This window comes from Chroococcidiopsis sp. CCNUC1, assembly GCF_023546805.1.
In the GTDB taxonomy this organism is placed as follows: Bacteria; Cyanobacteriota; Cyanobacteriia; order Cyanobacteriales; family Chroococcidiopsidaceae; genus Chroococcidiopsis; species Chroococcidiopsis thermalis.
In genome coordinates this window covers 5,785,305-5,802,766 of sequence record NZ_CP097480.1, presented here as the reverse complement: position 1 = coordinate 5,802,766, position 17,462 = coordinate 5,785,305, and the positions used below count along the sequence as shown (strand labels likewise).

General features: G+C 46.4%; 16 protein-coding genes. 8 read left to right on the top strand and 8 right to left on the bottom strand.

The window, feature by feature from the left end; translation table 11 throughout:
• Positions 1 to 55: 55 nt before the first annotated feature.
• Entirely contained in the window at positions 56 to 2,314 is a 2,259-nt protein-coding gene (gene psaA / locus M5J74_RS26860) for a photosystem I core protein PsaA (protein ID WP_015156941.1), read from the bottom strand.
• 678 nt (positions 2,315 to 2,992) lie between these two features.
• Here psaA and M5J74_RS26855 point away from each other — a divergent pair.
• Positions 2,993 to 4,933 (top strand): hypothetical protein, encoded by a 1,941-nt coding sequence (locus M5J74_RS26855; RefSeq protein WP_250014285.1) that lies wholly within the window; start codon positions 2,993 to 2,995, stop codon positions 4,931 to 4,933.
• 7 nt (positions 4,934 to 4,940) lie between these two features.
• On the top strand, positions 4,941 to 5,240 hold the full coding sequence (locus M5J74_RS26850; RefSeq protein WP_250014283.1) for a hypothetical protein: 300 nt from the start codon (positions 4,941 to 4,943) through the stop codon (positions 5,238 to 5,240).
• Here M5J74_RS26850 and M5J74_RS26845 read toward each other — a convergent pair.
• Together M5J74_RS26845 and M5J74_RS26840 are read right to left on the bottom strand one after the other, a co-directional pair.
• Positions 5,218 to 5,805: a rhomboid family intramembrane serine protease gene (locus tag M5J74_RS26845; RefSeq protein ID WP_015156938.1), complete on the bottom strand. Its 588-nt coding sequence runs from the start codon at positions 5,803 to 5,805 to the stop codon at positions 5,218 to 5,220. The genes M5J74_RS26850 and M5J74_RS26845 overlap by 23 nt on opposite strands.
• Positions 5,806 to 5,942: 137 nt before the next feature.
• Positions 5,943 to 6,905: a lysylphosphatidylglycerol synthase domain-containing protein gene (locus tag M5J74_RS26840; RefSeq protein ID WP_106546211.1), complete on the bottom strand. Its 963-nt coding sequence runs from the start codon at positions 6,903 to 6,905 to the stop codon at positions 5,943 to 5,945.
• A 486-nt stretch (positions 6,906 to 7,391) separates the two neighbouring features.
• Here M5J74_RS26840 and M5J74_RS26835 point away from each other — a divergent pair, with 486 nt between their 5' ends.
• Positions 7,392 to 7,634, top strand: coding sequence for an RNA-binding protein (locus M5J74_RS26835; RefSeq protein ID WP_015156936.1), 243 nt, complete (start codon positions 7,392 to 7,394; stop codon positions 7,632 to 7,634).
• Positions 7,635 to 7,825: 191 nt separating this feature from the next.
• On the opposite strand, the gene M5J74_RS26830 is transcribed toward M5J74_RS26835, so the two are convergent.
• Entirely contained in the window at positions 7,826 to 8,098 is a 273-nt protein-coding gene (locus M5J74_RS26830) for a GlsB/YeaQ/YmgE family stress response membrane protein (protein ID WP_015156935.1), read from the bottom strand.
• Between the two features lie 161 nt (positions 8,099 to 8,259).
• Between M5J74_RS26830 and M5J74_RS26825 the strand changes: the two genes are divergently transcribed.
• From M5J74_RS26825 to M5J74_RS26805, 5 genes are all read left to right on the top strand, one after another.
• On the top strand, positions 8,260 to 9,138 hold the full coding sequence (locus M5J74_RS26825) for a M28 family peptidase (RefSeq protein WP_250014281.1): 879 nt from the start codon (positions 8,260 to 8,262) through the stop codon (positions 9,136 to 9,138).
• 72 nt (positions 9,139 to 9,210) lie between these two features.
• Entirely contained in the window at positions 9,211 to 10,167 is a 957-nt protein-coding gene (locus tag M5J74_RS26820) for a hydantoinase/oxoprolinase N-terminal domain-containing protein (protein WP_250014280.1), read from the top strand.
• Positions 10,167 to 13,076: a hydantoinase B/oxoprolinase family protein gene (locus tag M5J74_RS26815; protein ID WP_250014278.1), complete on the top strand. Its 2,910-nt coding sequence runs from the start codon at positions 10,167 to 10,169 to the stop codon at positions 13,074 to 13,076. The genes M5J74_RS26820 and M5J74_RS26815 overlap by 1 nt, the downstream gene beginning before the upstream one ends.
• Positions 13,077 to 13,361: 285 nt before the next feature.
• Positions 13,362 to 13,577 (top strand): DUF2945 domain-containing protein, encoded by a 216-nt coding sequence (locus M5J74_RS26810; RefSeq protein WP_015156932.1) that lies wholly within the window; start codon positions 13,362 to 13,364, stop codon positions 13,575 to 13,577.
• A 9-nt stretch (positions 13,578 to 13,586) separates the two neighbouring features.
• Positions 13,587 to 13,919, top strand: coding sequence for a DUF3140 domain-containing protein (locus M5J74_RS26805; RefSeq protein ID WP_015156931.1), 333 nt, complete (start codon positions 13,587 to 13,589; stop codon positions 13,917 to 13,919).
• Between the two features lie 88 nt (positions 13,920 to 14,007).
• Here M5J74_RS26805 and M5J74_RS26800 read toward each other — a convergent pair whose 3' ends face one another.
• From M5J74_RS26800 to psbQ, 4 genes are all read right to left on the bottom strand, one after another.
• The gene (locus tag M5J74_RS26800; protein WP_015156930.1) at positions 14,008 to 14,490 is read right to left on the bottom strand and encodes a hypothetical protein; all 483 of its coding nucleotides are present in this window, start codon (positions 14,488 to 14,490) and stop codon (positions 14,008 to 14,010) included.
• Positions 14,491 to 14,552: 62 nt separating this feature from the next.
• Positions 14,553 to 15,398 carry an alpha/beta fold hydrolase gene (locus M5J74_RS26795; RefSeq protein WP_250014276.1) on the bottom strand — a complete coding sequence of 282 codons (846 nt, stop codon included), beginning with the start codon at positions 15,396 to 15,398 and terminating at the stop codon, positions 14,553 to 14,555.
• Between the two features lie 74 nt (positions 15,399 to 15,472).
• Positions 15,473 to 16,624 carry an FAD-binding oxidoreductase gene (locus tag M5J74_RS26790; protein ID WP_250014274.1) on the bottom strand — a complete coding sequence of 384 codons (1,152 nt, stop codon included), beginning with the start codon at positions 16,622 to 16,624 and terminating at the stop codon, positions 15,473 to 15,475.
• Between the two features lie 112 nt (positions 16,625 to 16,736).
• On the bottom strand, positions 16,737 to 17,192 hold the full coding sequence (gene psbQ / locus M5J74_RS26785; protein WP_015156927.1) for a photosystem II protein PsbQ: 456 nt from the start codon (positions 17,190 to 17,192) through the stop codon (positions 16,737 to 16,739).
• Positions 17,193 to 17,462: the final 270 nt, after the last annotated feature.

Sequence of the window (17,462 nt, the reverse complement as noted above, 5' to 3'; positions counted from 1 at the left end):
GAATCCTCTGACCTATTGCCATCAGCAATCCATAAGAATTGCTGATGACTGAATGCTAACCTACTGAAAGTATTCGCGCCTCGAAGAACGCCCAGATCGTGACGATCGCACCCAAGAGGTAGTGAGCTACCCCCACAGCTCGACCTTGAATGATACTCAAAGCACGAGGCTGTACGGTGGGAGCGACTTTTAACTTGTTGTGCGCCCAAACGATCGATTCGATCAGTTCTTGCCAGTAGCCGCGACCGCTGAACAAGAACATTAAGCTAAATGCCCAGACAAAGTGAGCGCCCAAGAACAGCAGTCCGTAAGCGGACAGTGCCGAACCGTAGGACTGAATGACCTGAGCGGCTTGCGCCCACTGGAAGTCACGCAACCAACCGTTGATCGTAGTGGCGCTCAACGCCCAGTTGCCTGCCGTAATGTGATTGATCGTACCGTCTGGGTCTACCGTGCCCCACACATCCGATTGCATCTTCCAGCTGAAGTGGTAGACAGCGATCGAAATCGTGTTGAACATCCAGAACAACCCTAAGAATACGTGATCCCAACCAGAAACTTGGCAAGTACCGCCGCGTCCTGGACCGTCGCAAGGGAAGCGGAAGCCCAAGTTAGCCTTGTCTGGGATCAAGCGAGAGTTACGGGCAAACAAGAAGCCCTTAAGCAGGATTAGTACAGTAACGTGGATTTGGAAAGCGTGGATGTGGTGGATCATGAAATCCGCCGTACCCAACGCGATCGGCATCATGGCGACTTTTCCACCTACAGCCAGCACGCCGCCACCGAAAGCATAGCTGACGGGTTCGAGGGCGTTAGGAGCGGTAGAACCAGGAGCCAAGGTGTGTAGGTTTTGCACCCACTGCGCGAATACGGGCTGAAGTTGAATCGCCGTATCCGAGAACATATCCTGGGGACGACCGAGCGCTTGCATCGTGTCGTTATGGATGTACAAGCCGAAGCTATGGAAGCCCAAGAACATGCACACCCAGTTGAGGTGAGAAATGATAGCGTCGCGGTGACGAAGGACTCGATCCAGAACGTTGTTCATGTTCGTGGCTGGATCGTAATCCCGCACCATGAAAATGGTGGCGTGAGCCGCACCACCGACGATACAGAAAGCGCCAATCCACATGTGGTGCGTGAAAATGGACAGCTGGGTGGCATAGTCGGTTGCCAAGTACGGATACGGAGGCATCGCGTACATGTGATGCGCCACGATAATCGTCAGCGAACCCAGCATGGCTAAGTTGGTTCCCAACTGAGCGTGCCAGGAAGTGGTCATGTTTTCAAACAGACCTCTATGACCGTCTCCGGTGAAGGGTCCTTTGTGATTTTCCAGAATTTCCTTCAAGCTGTGACCGATGCCCCAGTTCGTCCGGTACATGTGTCCGGCAATGATGAACAATACGGCGATCGCCAAGTGATGGTGCGCTTGATCTGTCAACCACAGTCCACCAGTCACGGGATTAAGCCCGCCCTTGAAGGTGAGGAAGTCAGCATACGCGCCCCAGTTCAACGTCCAGAAGGGTGTTAAACCTTGAGCAAAACTGGGATACAACTCAGTCATCAAATTGGAGTTGAGGATAAATTCTTGCGGTAAAGGAATATCCTTTGGCGCTACCCCAGCATCCAACAGCTTGTTAATTGGCAAAGATACGTGGATCTGGTGTCCCGCCCATGCCAAGCTACCTAGACCTAACAATCCTGCTAGGTGGTGGTTCAGCATTGACTCGACATTCTGGAACCATTCCAACTTAGGAGCGCGTTTGTGGTAGTGGAACCAACCAGCAAACAGCATTAGCGCCGCCATGACTAAACCGCCAATGGCAGTGCAATAGAGTTGGAACGTGTTCGTGATGCCAGCACCACGCCAAATTTGGAAAAACCCAGATGTAATCTGAATGCCGTGGAAGCCACCACCGACATCAGCATTTAAAATGTCTTGACCAACAACAGACCAGACGACCTGAGCGCTAGGCTTCACGCCCAGCGGATCGGCTAGCCAAGCTTCATAGTTTGAAAAACGAGCGCCATGAAAATACATCCCGCTCAACCAGATGAAGATCACCGCTAAGTGACCGAAGTGAGCGGCGAAGATTTTACGGGAAATATCTTCTAGGTCGCTGGTATGCGTATCGAAATCGTGTGCGAGGGCGTGCAGGTTCCAAATCCAGGTTGTGGTTTTGGGACCTCTAGACAAGGTGCGATCGAAGTGTCCTGGTTTTGACCACAACTCAAATGAAGTTGGAACCGGATCGTTATCGACGACAACTCTTGCTTTCTTTTCCTCTCGCTCCGGAGGACTGATCGTCATTTAGACTCTCCTCTCTTGACAAGGAAACAGGAGTGGTTTAATTCACAAATCGATTTTCTTTGAAGAAGCCAACCATTTTGTCTGCTTTATGACATCCATCAGGTAGACAAGAAGACCGATCGTGAAACTGCTTTCTGATGAATTATAAAATCTCGGTTGTCTTCATCTTAGGCGTTTGTTAACAATAATTCAAAATTGCTCAACATTAAGCAGGTTCAGGTGTCCAACTTTCCATGACTGTGAAAAAAGTCAAGGGGTTATTTATATAATTTACAAAGCTAAATAATTTGCAACACTTATGAAGAAAGGAGCCGGAAGTCAGGAGTCAGGAGCCAGGAGTTATATCTTGAGACAGAAGTTTCTGAGTAGCTATAGTTGTAAAGAATGTATAAGTCACATGTGACCGTTAATACCCTCGGATCGCTAAAAATTAGCCATGATAAGGAAACAATAAGAAATTCTGACTTCTGACTCAGCAATTCCTGTACGGGCGGGTTCACCCGAAATACTTGTCGGAGTCAGAGAGATTTAGTGAACCCGCTCCTACGACTTCTGGCTCCTGACTCCTTCTCGGTCATCTGGCACAATCTGTAAATCATTTCAGGCGATCGACCCCAAACCCTTAAAATTTAGATTGAGGGTGATAGTAAATTTCGAGTATGAGGAGCATTCGGGGTGGTGGCGATCGCAAAACTACGAAAAATGGCTAAGGCTGCGATCGCAGTTCTAGCCGCAGCATGTTTGAGCTTAGGTTTGGTAAGTTGTGGCAGTTCGGATACTTTACGTGCCGCTACTCCTCCAAACGCCCGTAGCCCCGTCCAACTTGCAGGTAACATTACCGAAGTCGCCCCGCCGGAAGCTATTCTGCAGTTGCGTCAAGCCTTGGAAGTTCGCCAGCCGCAAGTGAAAATCTTGTCTCCCCAGCCCGATGAGGTGCTGCAAGACGATACGGTATCAGCCCGCTTTCAAGTTCAAGACCTACCCATTTTTCAAAATTCAGATTTAGGCTTAGGACCCCATCTTCACGTTATTCTCGATAACCAGCCCTACGAAGCCGTCTACGACGTGCAAAAACCTTTTGTTCTATCCAACCTATCCCCAGGAACTCACACCCTGCGCGTCTTCGCTTCTCGCCCTTGGCACGAAAGTTTTAAGAACGAGGGTGCATACGCCCAAACTACATTTCACGTTTTTACCAAAACCGACGACAACAACCCCAACTCTAGCCAGCCATTATTAACCTACAGTCGTCCTAAAGGTAGCTACGGGGCAGAACCAATCCTACTCGACTTTTACCTTACCAATGCCCCTCTACACCTCGCTGCCCAAGCCGATCCTCAAGACGAAGTTCCCGACTGGCGTATCCGTTGTACGATTAACGGCAAGAGTTTTATCATCGATCGCTGGGAACCGATTTATCTTTCGGGTTTTAACAAGGGCAAGAACTGGGTACAACTCGAATTTCTCGACGAACAAGGCAACCCAGTCAAAAATGTATTTAATAACACCGTTCGCGTCATTTCCTACGATCCGAATAGCCAAGATACTCTTTCAAAACTGGTAAGGGGTGAACTATCCGCCGCCGCCGCCCGTGGTATTGTCGATCCTGACTATAAGGGTGAAGTAGAAGCAGCGCCTGCACCCTTACCACCAGCGATAGAAGAGACTACTCCACCGCAACCAGAAGAAGAAATACCAACCGAAACGAAAGAAAAGCCTGCCGAAACAAAGATTGAAACTCCAGAAACTGAAACTAAAGAACCAACCCCGATACCTCCAGCCAAGGCAGAAGAACCAAAGGGATTTTTCAATCGCTTCCGCCGTCCTGCTACACCATCCCCAACTGTACCGGAAGTCAAAGAATCTCCTGCACCGGAGTTAACTCCACCTGCTGTAGAACCACAGCCAGAAATTTCGCCGGAAGTAGAACCTGCTGTAGAACCAGAAGAGAAACCCGAAGCAGCACCAAAAAAACTAGAGGAAGAACAACCGAAAGGATTTTTCAACCGCTTCCGCCGTTCTCCAGTTGTCGCACCATCTCCAACACCAGAAGTAGAAGCACCTGCACCAGAATTAACGACTCCTGAAGCAACGGAACCATTACCAGAAATTGCCCCAGAAGTACCAGCAGTAGAAATTACGCCACCAGTCGCACCGACTCCAGCGACTCCCGACTCCCCAGTACGGGCGCACAGCAGTGCGCCCCTACCGACTCCCGACTCTCAACGTTTTGGTGGTTATTTCAATCGTTTTCGTCGTCCACCAACTGCTACACCATCACCCACTTTGCCTGAAGTGGAAGAATCACCCGCATCCGAGTTAAATACTCTTGAAGAGGAAACAACTACTCAAGAAACTGCACCAGAGTTAACAACACCAGTAGAACCAAAACCAATTGCACCAGAAAAACCAAAGACTCAAAATCCAATTGGTCAAAAATTTGGTGGTTACTTCAATCGTTTTCGTCGTCCTCAAGTTACGCCATCTCCTAATGTGACACCTGCATTACCAGAAATTACAGAACCAAGCGAACAGCCAATTCCTGACACTAAAAATTCAGGTGATGCGGAGTTGGTTCCGTCTGTTGGTGTCCCTGAAAGTATGGGCGATCGCAATTAGCAATAGAATGAAAATTTCTCAAAGCTACATTATTGAAACACAAAGATGTAGGCTCAGATGTGTTTCTCTAGAAGATATTCCACACACATTTTCTGCTACTCAATATCAGGGTTTCAATGATGGTATGTTGTGGGAACCACCTACAAAGGAAGAAGAATTAATTGAGCCATATCAACGCAGCATTATATCTTGGGAAAATGGCGAAGCATACACCTTTACTATAGAGTCTAAAGATAGCAAAAATTTTAGATCTCTTGAGGGCGCACGGCTGTGCGCCCCTACTATCAATACCTCTTTTTTGGTTTAGCTAGTAAACGAGCCGCGATCGCACCCCCAATAAATCCAAATAAATGCCCTTGCCAGGAAATACCATATTGTATCGGTAAAACTCCCCAAATCATCCCGCCGTAAAGGAAACCCACAACAAGAGAAAATAAGATCGCTGCAAAACTCCGTTCAAAATAGCCGCGTAGGAGTAAAAACCCAAAATAACCAAAAATAACTCCACTCGCGCCAACGTGAATTGAATAAGGCGAACCAGTCAGCCATACACCCAATCCGCTGACGAACATGGTAATGATGCTAACGACAAAAAAATCGCTGGTTTCCCGCAACATCACTAACCAGCCTAGAGTTAGAAAGGGAATTGTATTCGCAATCAAATGCCCCAATCCACCGTGTAAAAAAGGAGCTAAGAAAATGCCCCGCAAGCCGATAAAACTGTGGGGACGAATACCAAAAGCGTCTAATCTACCTCTAAAAAAGAAGATATCTATAAATTCGGTAATCCACATCAGGGCGGCGAGTCCACCCAATACTAAAATTTGGGTTTGAATTTCCCGCGCGATCGCTCCAGATTCTTGTTTACTCATAGTTCATAGTTACGAAGTTGGTAGCAGCCTCCCCCACACTCAAAACTTCTTAGCTCAAGCATAATTTGCACTGACTCAGACAGCGAATACAACAATATCTGTGGCTGTGCTTGTATTTTAAAATGAGTTCAGAAAGTTTAGGTACGATTGCGCGAAGAAAACTCTGTTTTCTCGAATCGTTGCCGCAGTTCATAAATCCCCAGCAGTACGATCGCCACAATCAAAGGTAAAAAGTAGTAAATGCCTCGATATGCTAATAACGCCCCAAATAGTTCGGCTGATGGAATTTGCGCTGATAGCGACAGCAAGAGTACCGTTTCAAACACGCCTAATCCACCCGGGACATTGCTAATAACTCCTGCCAACTGTCCTAAAATGTAGATCCCGAAAAAACTTGGATACGATAGGGGAGCGTTAGCTAATAGCAAAACGTAAAGAACGCCCCCTGCAATTGCCCAGTCGAGGATCGCGATCGCTGTTTGAAATAGTGAAAGCTTACCAGGAAGGCGCGGAATTCCCCACTTGCCGAGTTTCATCGGCTTGTGACTCCAAGTATTCCACAATAAATATCCTGCAACTAAAAATAAAAATATCGTACCAAGCGGAAATAAAGAGTTTGAGGGAATGCGGAGTAAAGAGGGGACAGATACAGGTTCGCCGATCAACACCAAGCCAGCTACCGCAAAAAAACCCAGCCAAAAGCTAACGTGACAGAAAGTAATCACTTTCGCAATTTCTAGAGTCGATAGCCCCCAAGCCGAATAAAATCGGTAGCGAATCGCGCTGCCAGTTAAGAGTTCTAATCCGGCAGTATTGGTAATTGCCTGACTAATAATCGCCGTCAGTGCCACTTTCCGAAAAGGTATGGAACGGCGAATGTATCGCATTGCTAAAGCATCATACCCCGTCAGCATCAAGTAGTTCAGCGCAGTGCAAATCAGTGCAAGGACTATGTAACTTTTGGGAATTTCTGCCAAGCTGCGAAAAATATCTCGATAGTCGAACTCTCGCAATTGAGTTGCGATCGCCCACAACGATACTCCAAATAAGAGTAAACCTAAAATCGGAGAGCCAAACTGAGATAAGCGTTTGAGGTTCATTTAGCAATCTTAATAAATTTTACGAAAAAGCTAAATTTGTATTATCTTCCCGTAATACGTTGCCAGAAGTCATGAATCTAACGTAGTAGATGTGCTGTCAATTATTAATTCTGAGTTAATTGTTATTAAATATACAAAAAAAATAAATACTACTGACTCGCAAGCGGTAACAATCAAAACTGTCACAGCAACAATAGGTAGAAGCCGCAAATTAGACATCATCTCACGTCCCAATTTTGCTTAGCTGCCTAAAAAGGGTCAGGAGTTACGCACAAGAAAGTCTGAGATCTCGATCCCCCTGGTTCCCCCCTTAAAAAGGGGGGACTTTAAGCCCCCTTTTTAAGGGGGTTTGGGGATCGACTGCGTAAGTCCTGAAGGGGTTTGGAGGATCTCCGAACGAAGCCAATCTGTCAAGCCAAATTGTTGATGAAATTTTGGGAATACTAGAGTCCAGGCATTGCCATGAATCGATAGAGGAGTGTTTTTATGACCCTGTTCGTTAATAACTTACCGCACCAAGTAGCACAAACAGATATTTTAGACCTCTTTGGCAATTATGGTTCTATCAAACATATTTTTTATCCGACTCACTGGAGTACAGGTGAAGGGTTAGGATTTGCCTTCGTTCAAATGACTGCAAAACCTCAAGAAGAAATAGCAAAATTTCAGCTTCACGGTGCTGAGTGGATGGGTAATGCTTTACAAATTCGAGAAGTGAGTTCGGATTAAGTTTGACTGACAATCTGACATGACTCTTATTTAAAGATCGGTTCTAGAACAAGAAGTTATAGAGAAAATTTTGCCTGCTTGGATTCAGAGCTGTATATCGAATATTTAATTAAAAAATCGGGATAGTTTAGCTAACTTCCTATCCCGATTGATTCTAGATTTTATACTTTAGCTACGCTTTTACTAACAATTTATACAGCGCTACGACGGTTGATTGCATTCCAAATAAATATAGCAACAATTGCACCAAGAACTGCTAGAGCTATACCAGGAATACTAAATGTTGTGGCTGCCAACTGTAAGGTTCCCGTACTGAGGAAAGTTCCCAAAGTACCACCTACAAATGCACCAATAATACCTAGTAAAATCGTACCTAAGATACCACCGCCTTGGCGACCGGGATAGATAGCTTTGGCGATCGCACCAGCAATTAAACCTAAGACTATCCAAGCTAGAATATTCACTGCTCAAACTCCTTTGAATAATTTATTTCAATACTTTTATGGTATTGATATATACTAAAAAGTCGATCTATCGCACGGAAGAAATTTGAGAATCGCAAGATATATTCGGTTTATACGACAATGAAGGTGAAAACTATTTAAGTAAAAAATTAAACCAGACTGTGGATCTCAAACAACGCTTGCAGAATCACTTAACGGAAATAGTCCGCGATCGCGATCCTTTCCTATCAACAGCAGGACATTTCTTCGTCCGCCAATATATTCATGCAGAACTCAGTCAATGGGGCAAGGTAGACATTCATGAATTTCAAATTAGAGGACAAACTTTTCAAAACTTAATTCTCAATCTTCCTGGCTTGCAACAAAGTAGTCAGAGAAAATCTCCACCAATTTTAATTGGCGCGCATTACGACACCGTTCCCGGTACGCCTGGGGCAGATGATAATGCTACAGGTGTATCGGTACTACTAGAATTAGCAAAATCTTTGGCTACCCAACCAGCCAAACATCCCATTCAACTCGTAGCATTTGATTTAGAAGAATACGGATTTACCGGAAAAGACGGTATCGCTGTAGGTTCGGGTGCGTCTGCATATGCCGATTTATTACGCCAGCAGCAGCAACCGCTACGCCTAATGATTTCCCTTGAAATGTTGGGTTATAGCGATGCCACACCTGGATCGCAACGCTATCCGAGTCCCCTAGAACGCTTCTATCCCAATCGCGGCGATTTCATTGCTTTAATCGGTAATTTATCGATTGTTCCTGACTTAATTCATCTCAGCCGAAATATACGCCAAGTAGGAGTTCCTAGCGAGTGGCTGCCAGTTCCCAACCGAGGTAGGATTGTTCCCCAAACGCGATTAAGCGATCACGCTCCCTTTTGGGATCGAGGATATCGAGCGATGATGGTTACAGATACAGCAATGTTACGCAACCCTCATTATCACAAACCGAGCGATCGCATTGAAACCTTAAATTTAGATTTTCTCACGGGTGTTTGTCAGGGATTAATTCAAGGTATTTATCAATTACGGTAGAGCGATCGCGCCATGCAACCATACCCAAGCTACTGCTAACTTACAAATAGCCCTTGCATTGAGGAATGAGTGATGACGGTAGCCGATCGCGCGATAGGACGTTGGCAATTTTGGATCGATCGCGGTGGTACGTTTACCGATATCGTGGCGCAGCATCCTGACGGACGAACGATCGTTCACAAACTCCTGTCGGAAAATCCAGAACGCTATACCGATGCAGCAATCCAAGGTATACGGGAAATTCTGGGCGTTCCTGCCAACGCACCCCTACCAGCAGCAAAAATTGGCGTGGTGAAGATGGGAACTACTGTCGCGACAAATGCACTGTTAGAACGTAAAGGCGATCGCACTGTCTTAGTCGTGACAAAAGGCTTTCGAGATGCCTTACGCATCGGCTATCAAAATCGCCCCAACATCTTTGCACGGCAAATCGTTTTACCAGAAATGCTGTACGAACGAGTCGTTGAAGTAGAAGAACGCTACAGCGCCCAAGGCGAAGAACTCATTTCTGTTAATCCAGCCTATACTTTAGAACTGCAAGCAGCTTACGATGCCGGAATTCGTTCCTGTGCGATCGTCTTCATGCACGGCTACCGCTATCCTCACCACGAACAACAAGTTGCAGCCGTCGCCCGAAAAATCGGTTTCACTCAGATTTCAGTCTCCCACGAAGTCAGCCCCTTGATGAAACTCGTCAGTCGAGGTGACACTACCGTAGTTGATGCCTATTTATCTCCCATTTTGCGTAGGTACGTGGATCGGGTGGCGAGTCAGTTGGGAGGGAGCAGGGGAAAGAGAGCTGAGGAAGCTGAGGGAGCTGAGGGAGCTGAGGGAGCAAAAAACAATTATCAACCAACTACCAACTACCAATTACCAATTACCAATTACCAATTACCAATTACCGACTCACCCAAATTAATGTTCATGCAATCCAATGGTGGGTTAGCAGATGCCCAAAGGTTTCAGGGGAAAGATAGCATTCTCTCGGGACCAGCGGGAGGGATTGTCGGGCAGTACAGACAAGTTTGATGGCAGGGTTTAATAAGATTATCAGCTTCGATATGGGTGGAACTTCTACAGATGTTGCCCACTACGCAGGCGAATACGAACGGGCGTTAGAAACAGAAGTGGCAGGAGTGCGACTGCGAACGCCGATGATGGCAATACATACGGTGGCGGCGGGTGGCGGTTCGATCGCCCAATTTGACGGGGCGCGCTATCGTGTGGGACCCGAATCAGCTGGGGCAACCCCAGGACCCGCTTGTTATCGTCAAGGAGGACCGCTGACGGTAACGGACTGCAACATCATGGTAGGCAAGTTGCAGCCAGACTTGTTTCCCAAGGTATTTGGATCGCGTGGAGATTTGCCCTTAGATGCAGAAGTCGTGCAACGCAAGTTTAGCCAACTAGCGGCAGACATTGGGGATGGGCGATCGCCCGAACGAGTCGCAACGGGATTTTTAGCGATCGCTGTGGAAAAAATGGCGAATGCGATTAAGAAGATCTCTCTTCAGCGCGGTTATGACGTGTCGGAATACACTCTCTGCTGTTTTGGCGGCGCAGGCGGACAACATGCTTGTTTAATTGCCGATGCTTTAGGAATGCAGCAGATTTTGATCCATCCCTATGCTGGGGTGCTGTCGGCTTACGGTATGGGTTTAGCAGACGAACGGGCGTTGCGGGAACGTGCCGTGGAGAGGGTTTTAGATGTAGGGTTGGTGGCTGAATTAGAGGAAATTTTAACTCAGTTGGAGTTAGAAACAAAAGCAGAACTAGACCTTACAGATAGGGATCTCCGCGTTGCAGATCGGGTTGAGGTGATGCGGCGAGTACATTTGCGCTACGAGGGAACAGATTCGCCTTTGGTAGTCCGATATGAAGATATAGCAGGAATGCGACAGCAGTTTGAGGCAGCGCACCGTCAACTGTACGGTTTTATTGCTGCGGATCGACGATTAATTGTCGAGGCTGTAGCTGTGGAGGCGATCTTAAAAACAGAGGTGGCTACAGAACCAATTGTGACCCGGCGCACCGACGCACCTCCCGTACCAGTGAAGACAGTACAAATGTATACAGCCGCTGCGTGGCACGACACACCTGTATATAGAAGAGAAGACTTACAACCAGGAGATTGTATTTTCAGTCCGGCGATCGTTGCGGAAGCCACGGGGACGAATATCGTCGAACCTGGTTGGCAAGCCGAAGTGACACAGAGAAATCATTTGGTGTTGAGAAGGCGAGAGTCGGAAGTCAGAGACAAAATTCAAAATTCAAAATTCAAAATTCAAAATTGGGACAAGGGAGCAACTACCAACTACCAATTACCAATTACCAATTACCAACTACCCGATCCGGTTATGTTGGAAATTTTCAATAATTTATTTCGGGCGATCGCGGAACAGATGGGTATAACGTTACAAAATACAAGTTCTTCGGTCAATATCAAAGAAAGGTTGGATTTTTCCTGCGCCATTTTCGATTCTCGCGGACAGTTGGTGGCAAACGCACCTCACATTCCGGTTCATTTAGGTTCTATGAGTGAAAGCGTGACGGCGTTGATTGCCCAGAAAGGCAGTAGCTTGCAACCTGGTGATGTCTATGTATCGAATAATCCTTACAATGGTGGGACTCACCTGCCCGATATTACCGTAATTACGCCCGTTTTTCCCGATTCCCTATACGGGCGGGTTCACCAAGAAACTTCGTTCGTCACAAATATTTCAGGTGAACCCGCCCCTACACCCATCTTCTACGTTGCTTCCAGGGGACACCATGCCGATATTGGCGGGATTACTCCTGGTTCGATGCCACCCAATAGCACGACTGTGGAACAGGAAGGGGTATTAATTGATAATTTTCTGCTGGTATCTCAAGGAGAGTTTCGCGAACCGGAGTTAATGCAACTTCTATGTGATGGTGCGTATCCCGTTCGCAATCCGATGCAAAATCTTGCCGATCTCAAAGCCCAAATTGCCGCAAACGAACGCGGCGTGCAAGAACTCCACAAAATGGTAGAACACTACAGCTTGGAAACAGTTCAAGCCTACATGGGTTTTGTCCAAGATAATGCTGCCAAGTCAGTGCGAAAAGTTATAGAAGGACTCAACAGTGGAGAGTTCGCTTACCAACTCGACAATGGCAGCGTCATTCAAGTGGCGATCGCGATCGATAAATCTACCCGTAGCGCTCGAATCGATTTTACTGGCACTTCGCCCCAACTGAAAACCAATTTTAATGCTCCGGCTGCGGTGTGCAAAGCTGCGGTGTTGTATGTCTTCCGCACTTTGGTAGATGACGATATTCCGCTTAATGCTGGCTGTCTCGAACCTTTGGAAATTATTATTCCTGAAGGTTGTATGTTGAATCCTCGCTATCCGGCAGCGGTGGTAGCGGGAAATGTCGAGACTTCTCAAGCGATTACCGATGCTTTATATGGTGCTTTGGGTGTGATGGCAGCAGCGCAAAGTACGATGAATAATTTTACTTTTGGTAGCGATCGCCATCAATATTACGAAACGATCTGCGGTGGTTCGGGTGCGGGTGCAGATTTTAACGGCACGGATGCGGTGCATACTCACATGACAAATTCCCGCCTTACCGATCCTGAAGTCTTAGAATGGCGATTTCCAGTCTTGTTAGACAGTTTTAGCATTCGTCCCCACAGTGGCGGTGAAGGCTTACATCACGGTGGTAATGGTGTCATTCGCCGCCTTCAGTTTCGCGAACCAATGACAGCTGCAATTCTCTCTGGACGTAGGATTGTACCTCCCTTTGGCTTGCATGGTGGTAAGCCTGGGAAAGTAGGGAGAAATTATATTCAACGCCAAGATGGTACGGTGGAGGAGTTAGGTAGTACGGCGATCGCGCAGATGCAGCCTGGAGATATTTTTGTCATTGAAACCCCAGGTGGTGGTGGCTTTGGTGCTTTGCGATCGTGATTTTCAATTGAGGAAAACACACGTTCTGTAGGGGCGCACAGCTGTGCGCCCCTACAAATGTCACCCATGCAAGCGAGAATTCTATGAGAGTCTTGAGGCGATCGCAAAAATCCCCTAAATATAAATACCACGCTATCTAAATCTCAACCACTGACAAAAGTAAGATTTAGAGTCAAATTCATCGAATTTGTAATCTGTAAATAGATTGATGGCTGCTTGCTTAATCGTCAAGATAATTAAACATTAATAGGTAAAGAAAATTTAAGTAGGCACAATCTTTTACTCATGTCTGAAGAATTTAAGCAAGGCGATAAAGTTGAGTGGAAAACCTCTCAAGGAAAAACCACTGGTGAAGTAGAAAAGAAACTCACTTCTCCTACAGAAATTAAAGGACACCACGTTGCTGCATCGAAAGATCATCCTGAGTATCTGGTAAAAAGCGAAAAAACAGGGAAAGAAGCAGCTCATAAACCAGATGCTTTGGACAAAGTAGAGGAGTAGAATTAAGTTATGAGTCAAGATGTCAATTCTGCGATCGCAGAGTTTCATCAAGTCGTCAATATGACTCCTAAAGAGCTTGAATCTTGGTTGAAAACTGAGGAGTCACAAGCGGTAGGACAAAGAAAGGATGATGACGAGTCAACCGGACATAAATCTGGAAGACGAATCGTTGAGTTATTGCAAAAAAAAGAGGATGAATATACTGAAGACGAGATTTCTCATATGAAGAAAGTCATCAGTTACGTCCACCGTCATAGCGCCCAAAAACCATCGCACGATATTGAGAATTCGCGCTGGTATTATTCCCTAAAAAACTGGGGTCACGATCCGCTGAAGAAGTAAATCATTCGGTAGGGTGCGTTAACAATAACACACCCTATTGTTAATCGATCCAGAAGTGCTATATATAGCTCGACAATTAAAAAATTATTTAAGCATTTGCAGACAAGAAAGGAATATTTTCAGCCAAAGCATCCTTCACGATTGTTCCTTGTTTGCTTGCCCAATATTGACTCAAAAAATGAATTTGTCTCAAACCGACAACTAAATTCAAGCCAGGTACAAATATCCACCAAACAGTTAGCGGTTCTTTCATTCCTGCTTCTCGATACAGCGCATTCACAGTTTTATACAGCTTGAACTGCACGATATAAATCCAAACCACCCCCAGCAGTGAAAACCAGCCGAACCAACCTGGTACGTCAGGATCGTAAATCCGTAACAATTGGGGAACGACAACCCCTAGTACAAAAGGTGCTAAGCACAACGTCCCAGACCAGCCATAACCGTTGTAGCGGCGTAATTCTTCTTGGATAATCCATTTATACCAGCCGTAATACAGCATCAGACTAGCAACAGACAGTAAAATGACACGCCAAAGAGGACGGGGTTTACCTATGAATCGGTCAGACATATGAAAGGAGAAGCTTTTCTTTACATTACTTCATAATAAATCGAATGAAGCTATCTCGCACTCTACGAAGCACGACGCACGAAAGGTAAAAGGTCTGATAAGATGTCTTCGGCAAAATGCTCTTGAGGATAATGCCCCGCTTTTTCAAGTTTGACAATCTCTGCTTGGGGTAGGCTGCTGGCAAATTTCTGGGCGATTTCGACAGGAAGCCAAGGATCGTTGACACCCCAGACAATTAAAAGTGGTTTCTGCCAGTTTTGAAAACCATCGGCAATTTCCGACATAGACGGGGACATTTTCAGATTGCGTACCGTCGTCATCAGCGATCGCCCCGCTTTTGAACTTTTCAAAAAAGGCTTGCGAAATATGTCTAAATCTGCATCCGAAATCTGGTAACGGCTACCACCTTCGAGGGTACGATCCACCAATAAAGGATCTTGCGTCGCCATGTCTCCCGCAAAAGGTAGTCCCCACTGTTGCATCTGCCAAGGTAGTTTAGCAGCCGTAGTCAAGGGAGTATTGAGAATGGCAATATTTTCGACGCGATCGTTATGGCGTAAGGCATACTGCAAGCCTACCGAACCCAAAAATCCTTGCACGACCAAACAAAAGCGATCGATCTCCAAAGCTTGAATAAAGTCATCTAATGCCTTGACAAAAGCATCGGGAGTGTAATTAAAATCCCGCCCTTGGGGTTTTGCTGACGAACCAAAGCCAATCAAATCGGGAGCGATCGCCCTTGTTCCCTGACTCCCCAAAGCAGGCATAACGTGTCGCCAACCGTAGCTATGGGAAGGTAAACCATGTAACAGCACCACTGGCAGCAGATCGCTCATTCCAATCGGAGCAACCTCGCGGTAGAACCATTCTAGGGAACCAACATTAATTTGATGTTCTGTAATAGACACGATACGAGTAATGGGTAATGGGTAATGGGTAATAGGTCATAGGCAACCACCAACTACCAACTACCAATTACCAATTACCACTCTTCATCAGAAGATAATATCATTTTGCGGATCGCTTGTGCGGTGGCGGGTGCGAGTAAAACACCGTTGCGATAGTGTCCCGTCGCTAAGAGAATATTGCTAAATCCTGACAAGTAGTCGATTATAGGAGCGGAACGACCTTCAGGACGGGGACGCAAACCAGACCAGGTTTTGATAATATTTGCCGTAGCTAGAGCGGGACAAAAAGCGATCGCCTGTTGCATGACTTCCTCTAACAAGGCTGGTGCTGCCTCGATTTCTCGTCCAATGGCAGGAAATTCCACCGTTGCTCCTACCCAATATTCAGTGGCTTGTTGACCCCCATTTAGAGGGACGATATGCACGTCGTTACCCGTGATGACGGGTTGAAAATCTGTGTTACCCAGAGGGCGATCGAGCTTGAGGTGAATAGCTTGACCTAGTACGGGTACGATGTCAAATTTTAGCGGGGGTGAAGTTTCTGTTGGCAGAGATGGTAACGAGCCTAATCCAGCCGATACAACTAGCCAATCAACATTCAAATGCGATCGCTCTCCAGAAATTGTTATTTGTCTGATGCGGCGATCGTCGGGCAAACCACCTTTAGCATAACTAGAACTGAAATTAGATTCCTCTATCTGTGTTCCAAAGTAAAATTTGACACCGTTGCGTTTTGCTCCTTCAACTAGAGCTAAAGTTAAACTCACCGGATCGACTTGCCGATCTTGGGGCGAGTAAATTGCCCAAGTCGAGGAATTGCAGTTAATTTGCGGACAATAAGACTTGACTTTTGCCCCATCCCAAATTTCTAAAGCTAAGCCATGAGAGGCGCGAGTCGCGACGAGTTTCTCCCAAGAACCGAGTTCTGCTGCCACGCACAACATCAAAATTCCCTGCCGATTAAAGGGGATGTGATGCCCTGTGAGTGCTTCTAATTCTGGAATGAGGGTTTCATAGCGTTGGATACTTGCCTGTCGCAACTGCCACGCCCTACCCTTAGTTTTATGGCTGATGACACCCATCAAAACGCCCAAAGCCGCTTTTGTTGCTGCTTGCGCTGGCAATTGGCGATCGAGGACAGCAACCTGTAACCCTGGAACTTGGCTCAGTTCGTAGGCGATCGCTGCCCCCACTATACCGCACCCGATAATTACTACTTGAGTCATATTTGAGCGGTTAGGAGTAAGGGATAAGGGAAATTTTGGGTTTTAGATTTGGAATTATAGATTGTAATTCCCCCTTGTCTTCCTTGTCTCCCTTTCCCCGACTCCCGACTCCCTACTCTGCTGTTTGAGGAAGCAACTGAAGAAAGTTGTCGATGTCTGCTATGGCTTCTCTGGCGTTGAGCAAGACTTTTTTCGCATCGCCTTGTTGAGCAGCTTGATCGACCGCTACTAGGTCGTTAAAGAAGTTTCGCGTAATCTGCTTTGCTTTAGATTGATCTTGCGGCAGCAGATTGCGCGTCATGTAGTTCATAGTCAACCGCAGTTCTCCTAAAGGTCCGTGGACGAAATTACCGACATCGATCCAATCTTTTCTTTGTACTAAAGACGGGATTTCTCTGCTGGCGCGATCGCGCAAGCTTTGGATATCGGGAATGTACTGCTGGATCTGCTGAATTTGAGCCGAGCTGTAGGTCGGGGGTACTGTGGCAGTGCTGGGACTACTACAGCCGATGAGAAATGTTGCCAAAATTACCAAAATAAGGGATAAGAACGATCGATGGCGCAACATAGAATCAATTGCTTGTAACTGCTACTAATCAGTGTCATTTTAGATCGCTAATGGTAACAATCAATCCTAGCTATGGGAGTGAATTCAAAGATTTTAGATTTAAGGCAGAAGGCGAGGGGTGAGAGGTAAGAGGTGAGAGGCGGTAAATCCGAGCTAGAGGGGCATTGATTTAGTTGTAGTCCCAGCCCTACCATGCAGCGCCAAGCATCTGACGTGTCATCTTTGCTAGTTCTCGTATCGGCATTCAGTTGCGCTAGGCTCCAGGGTCGT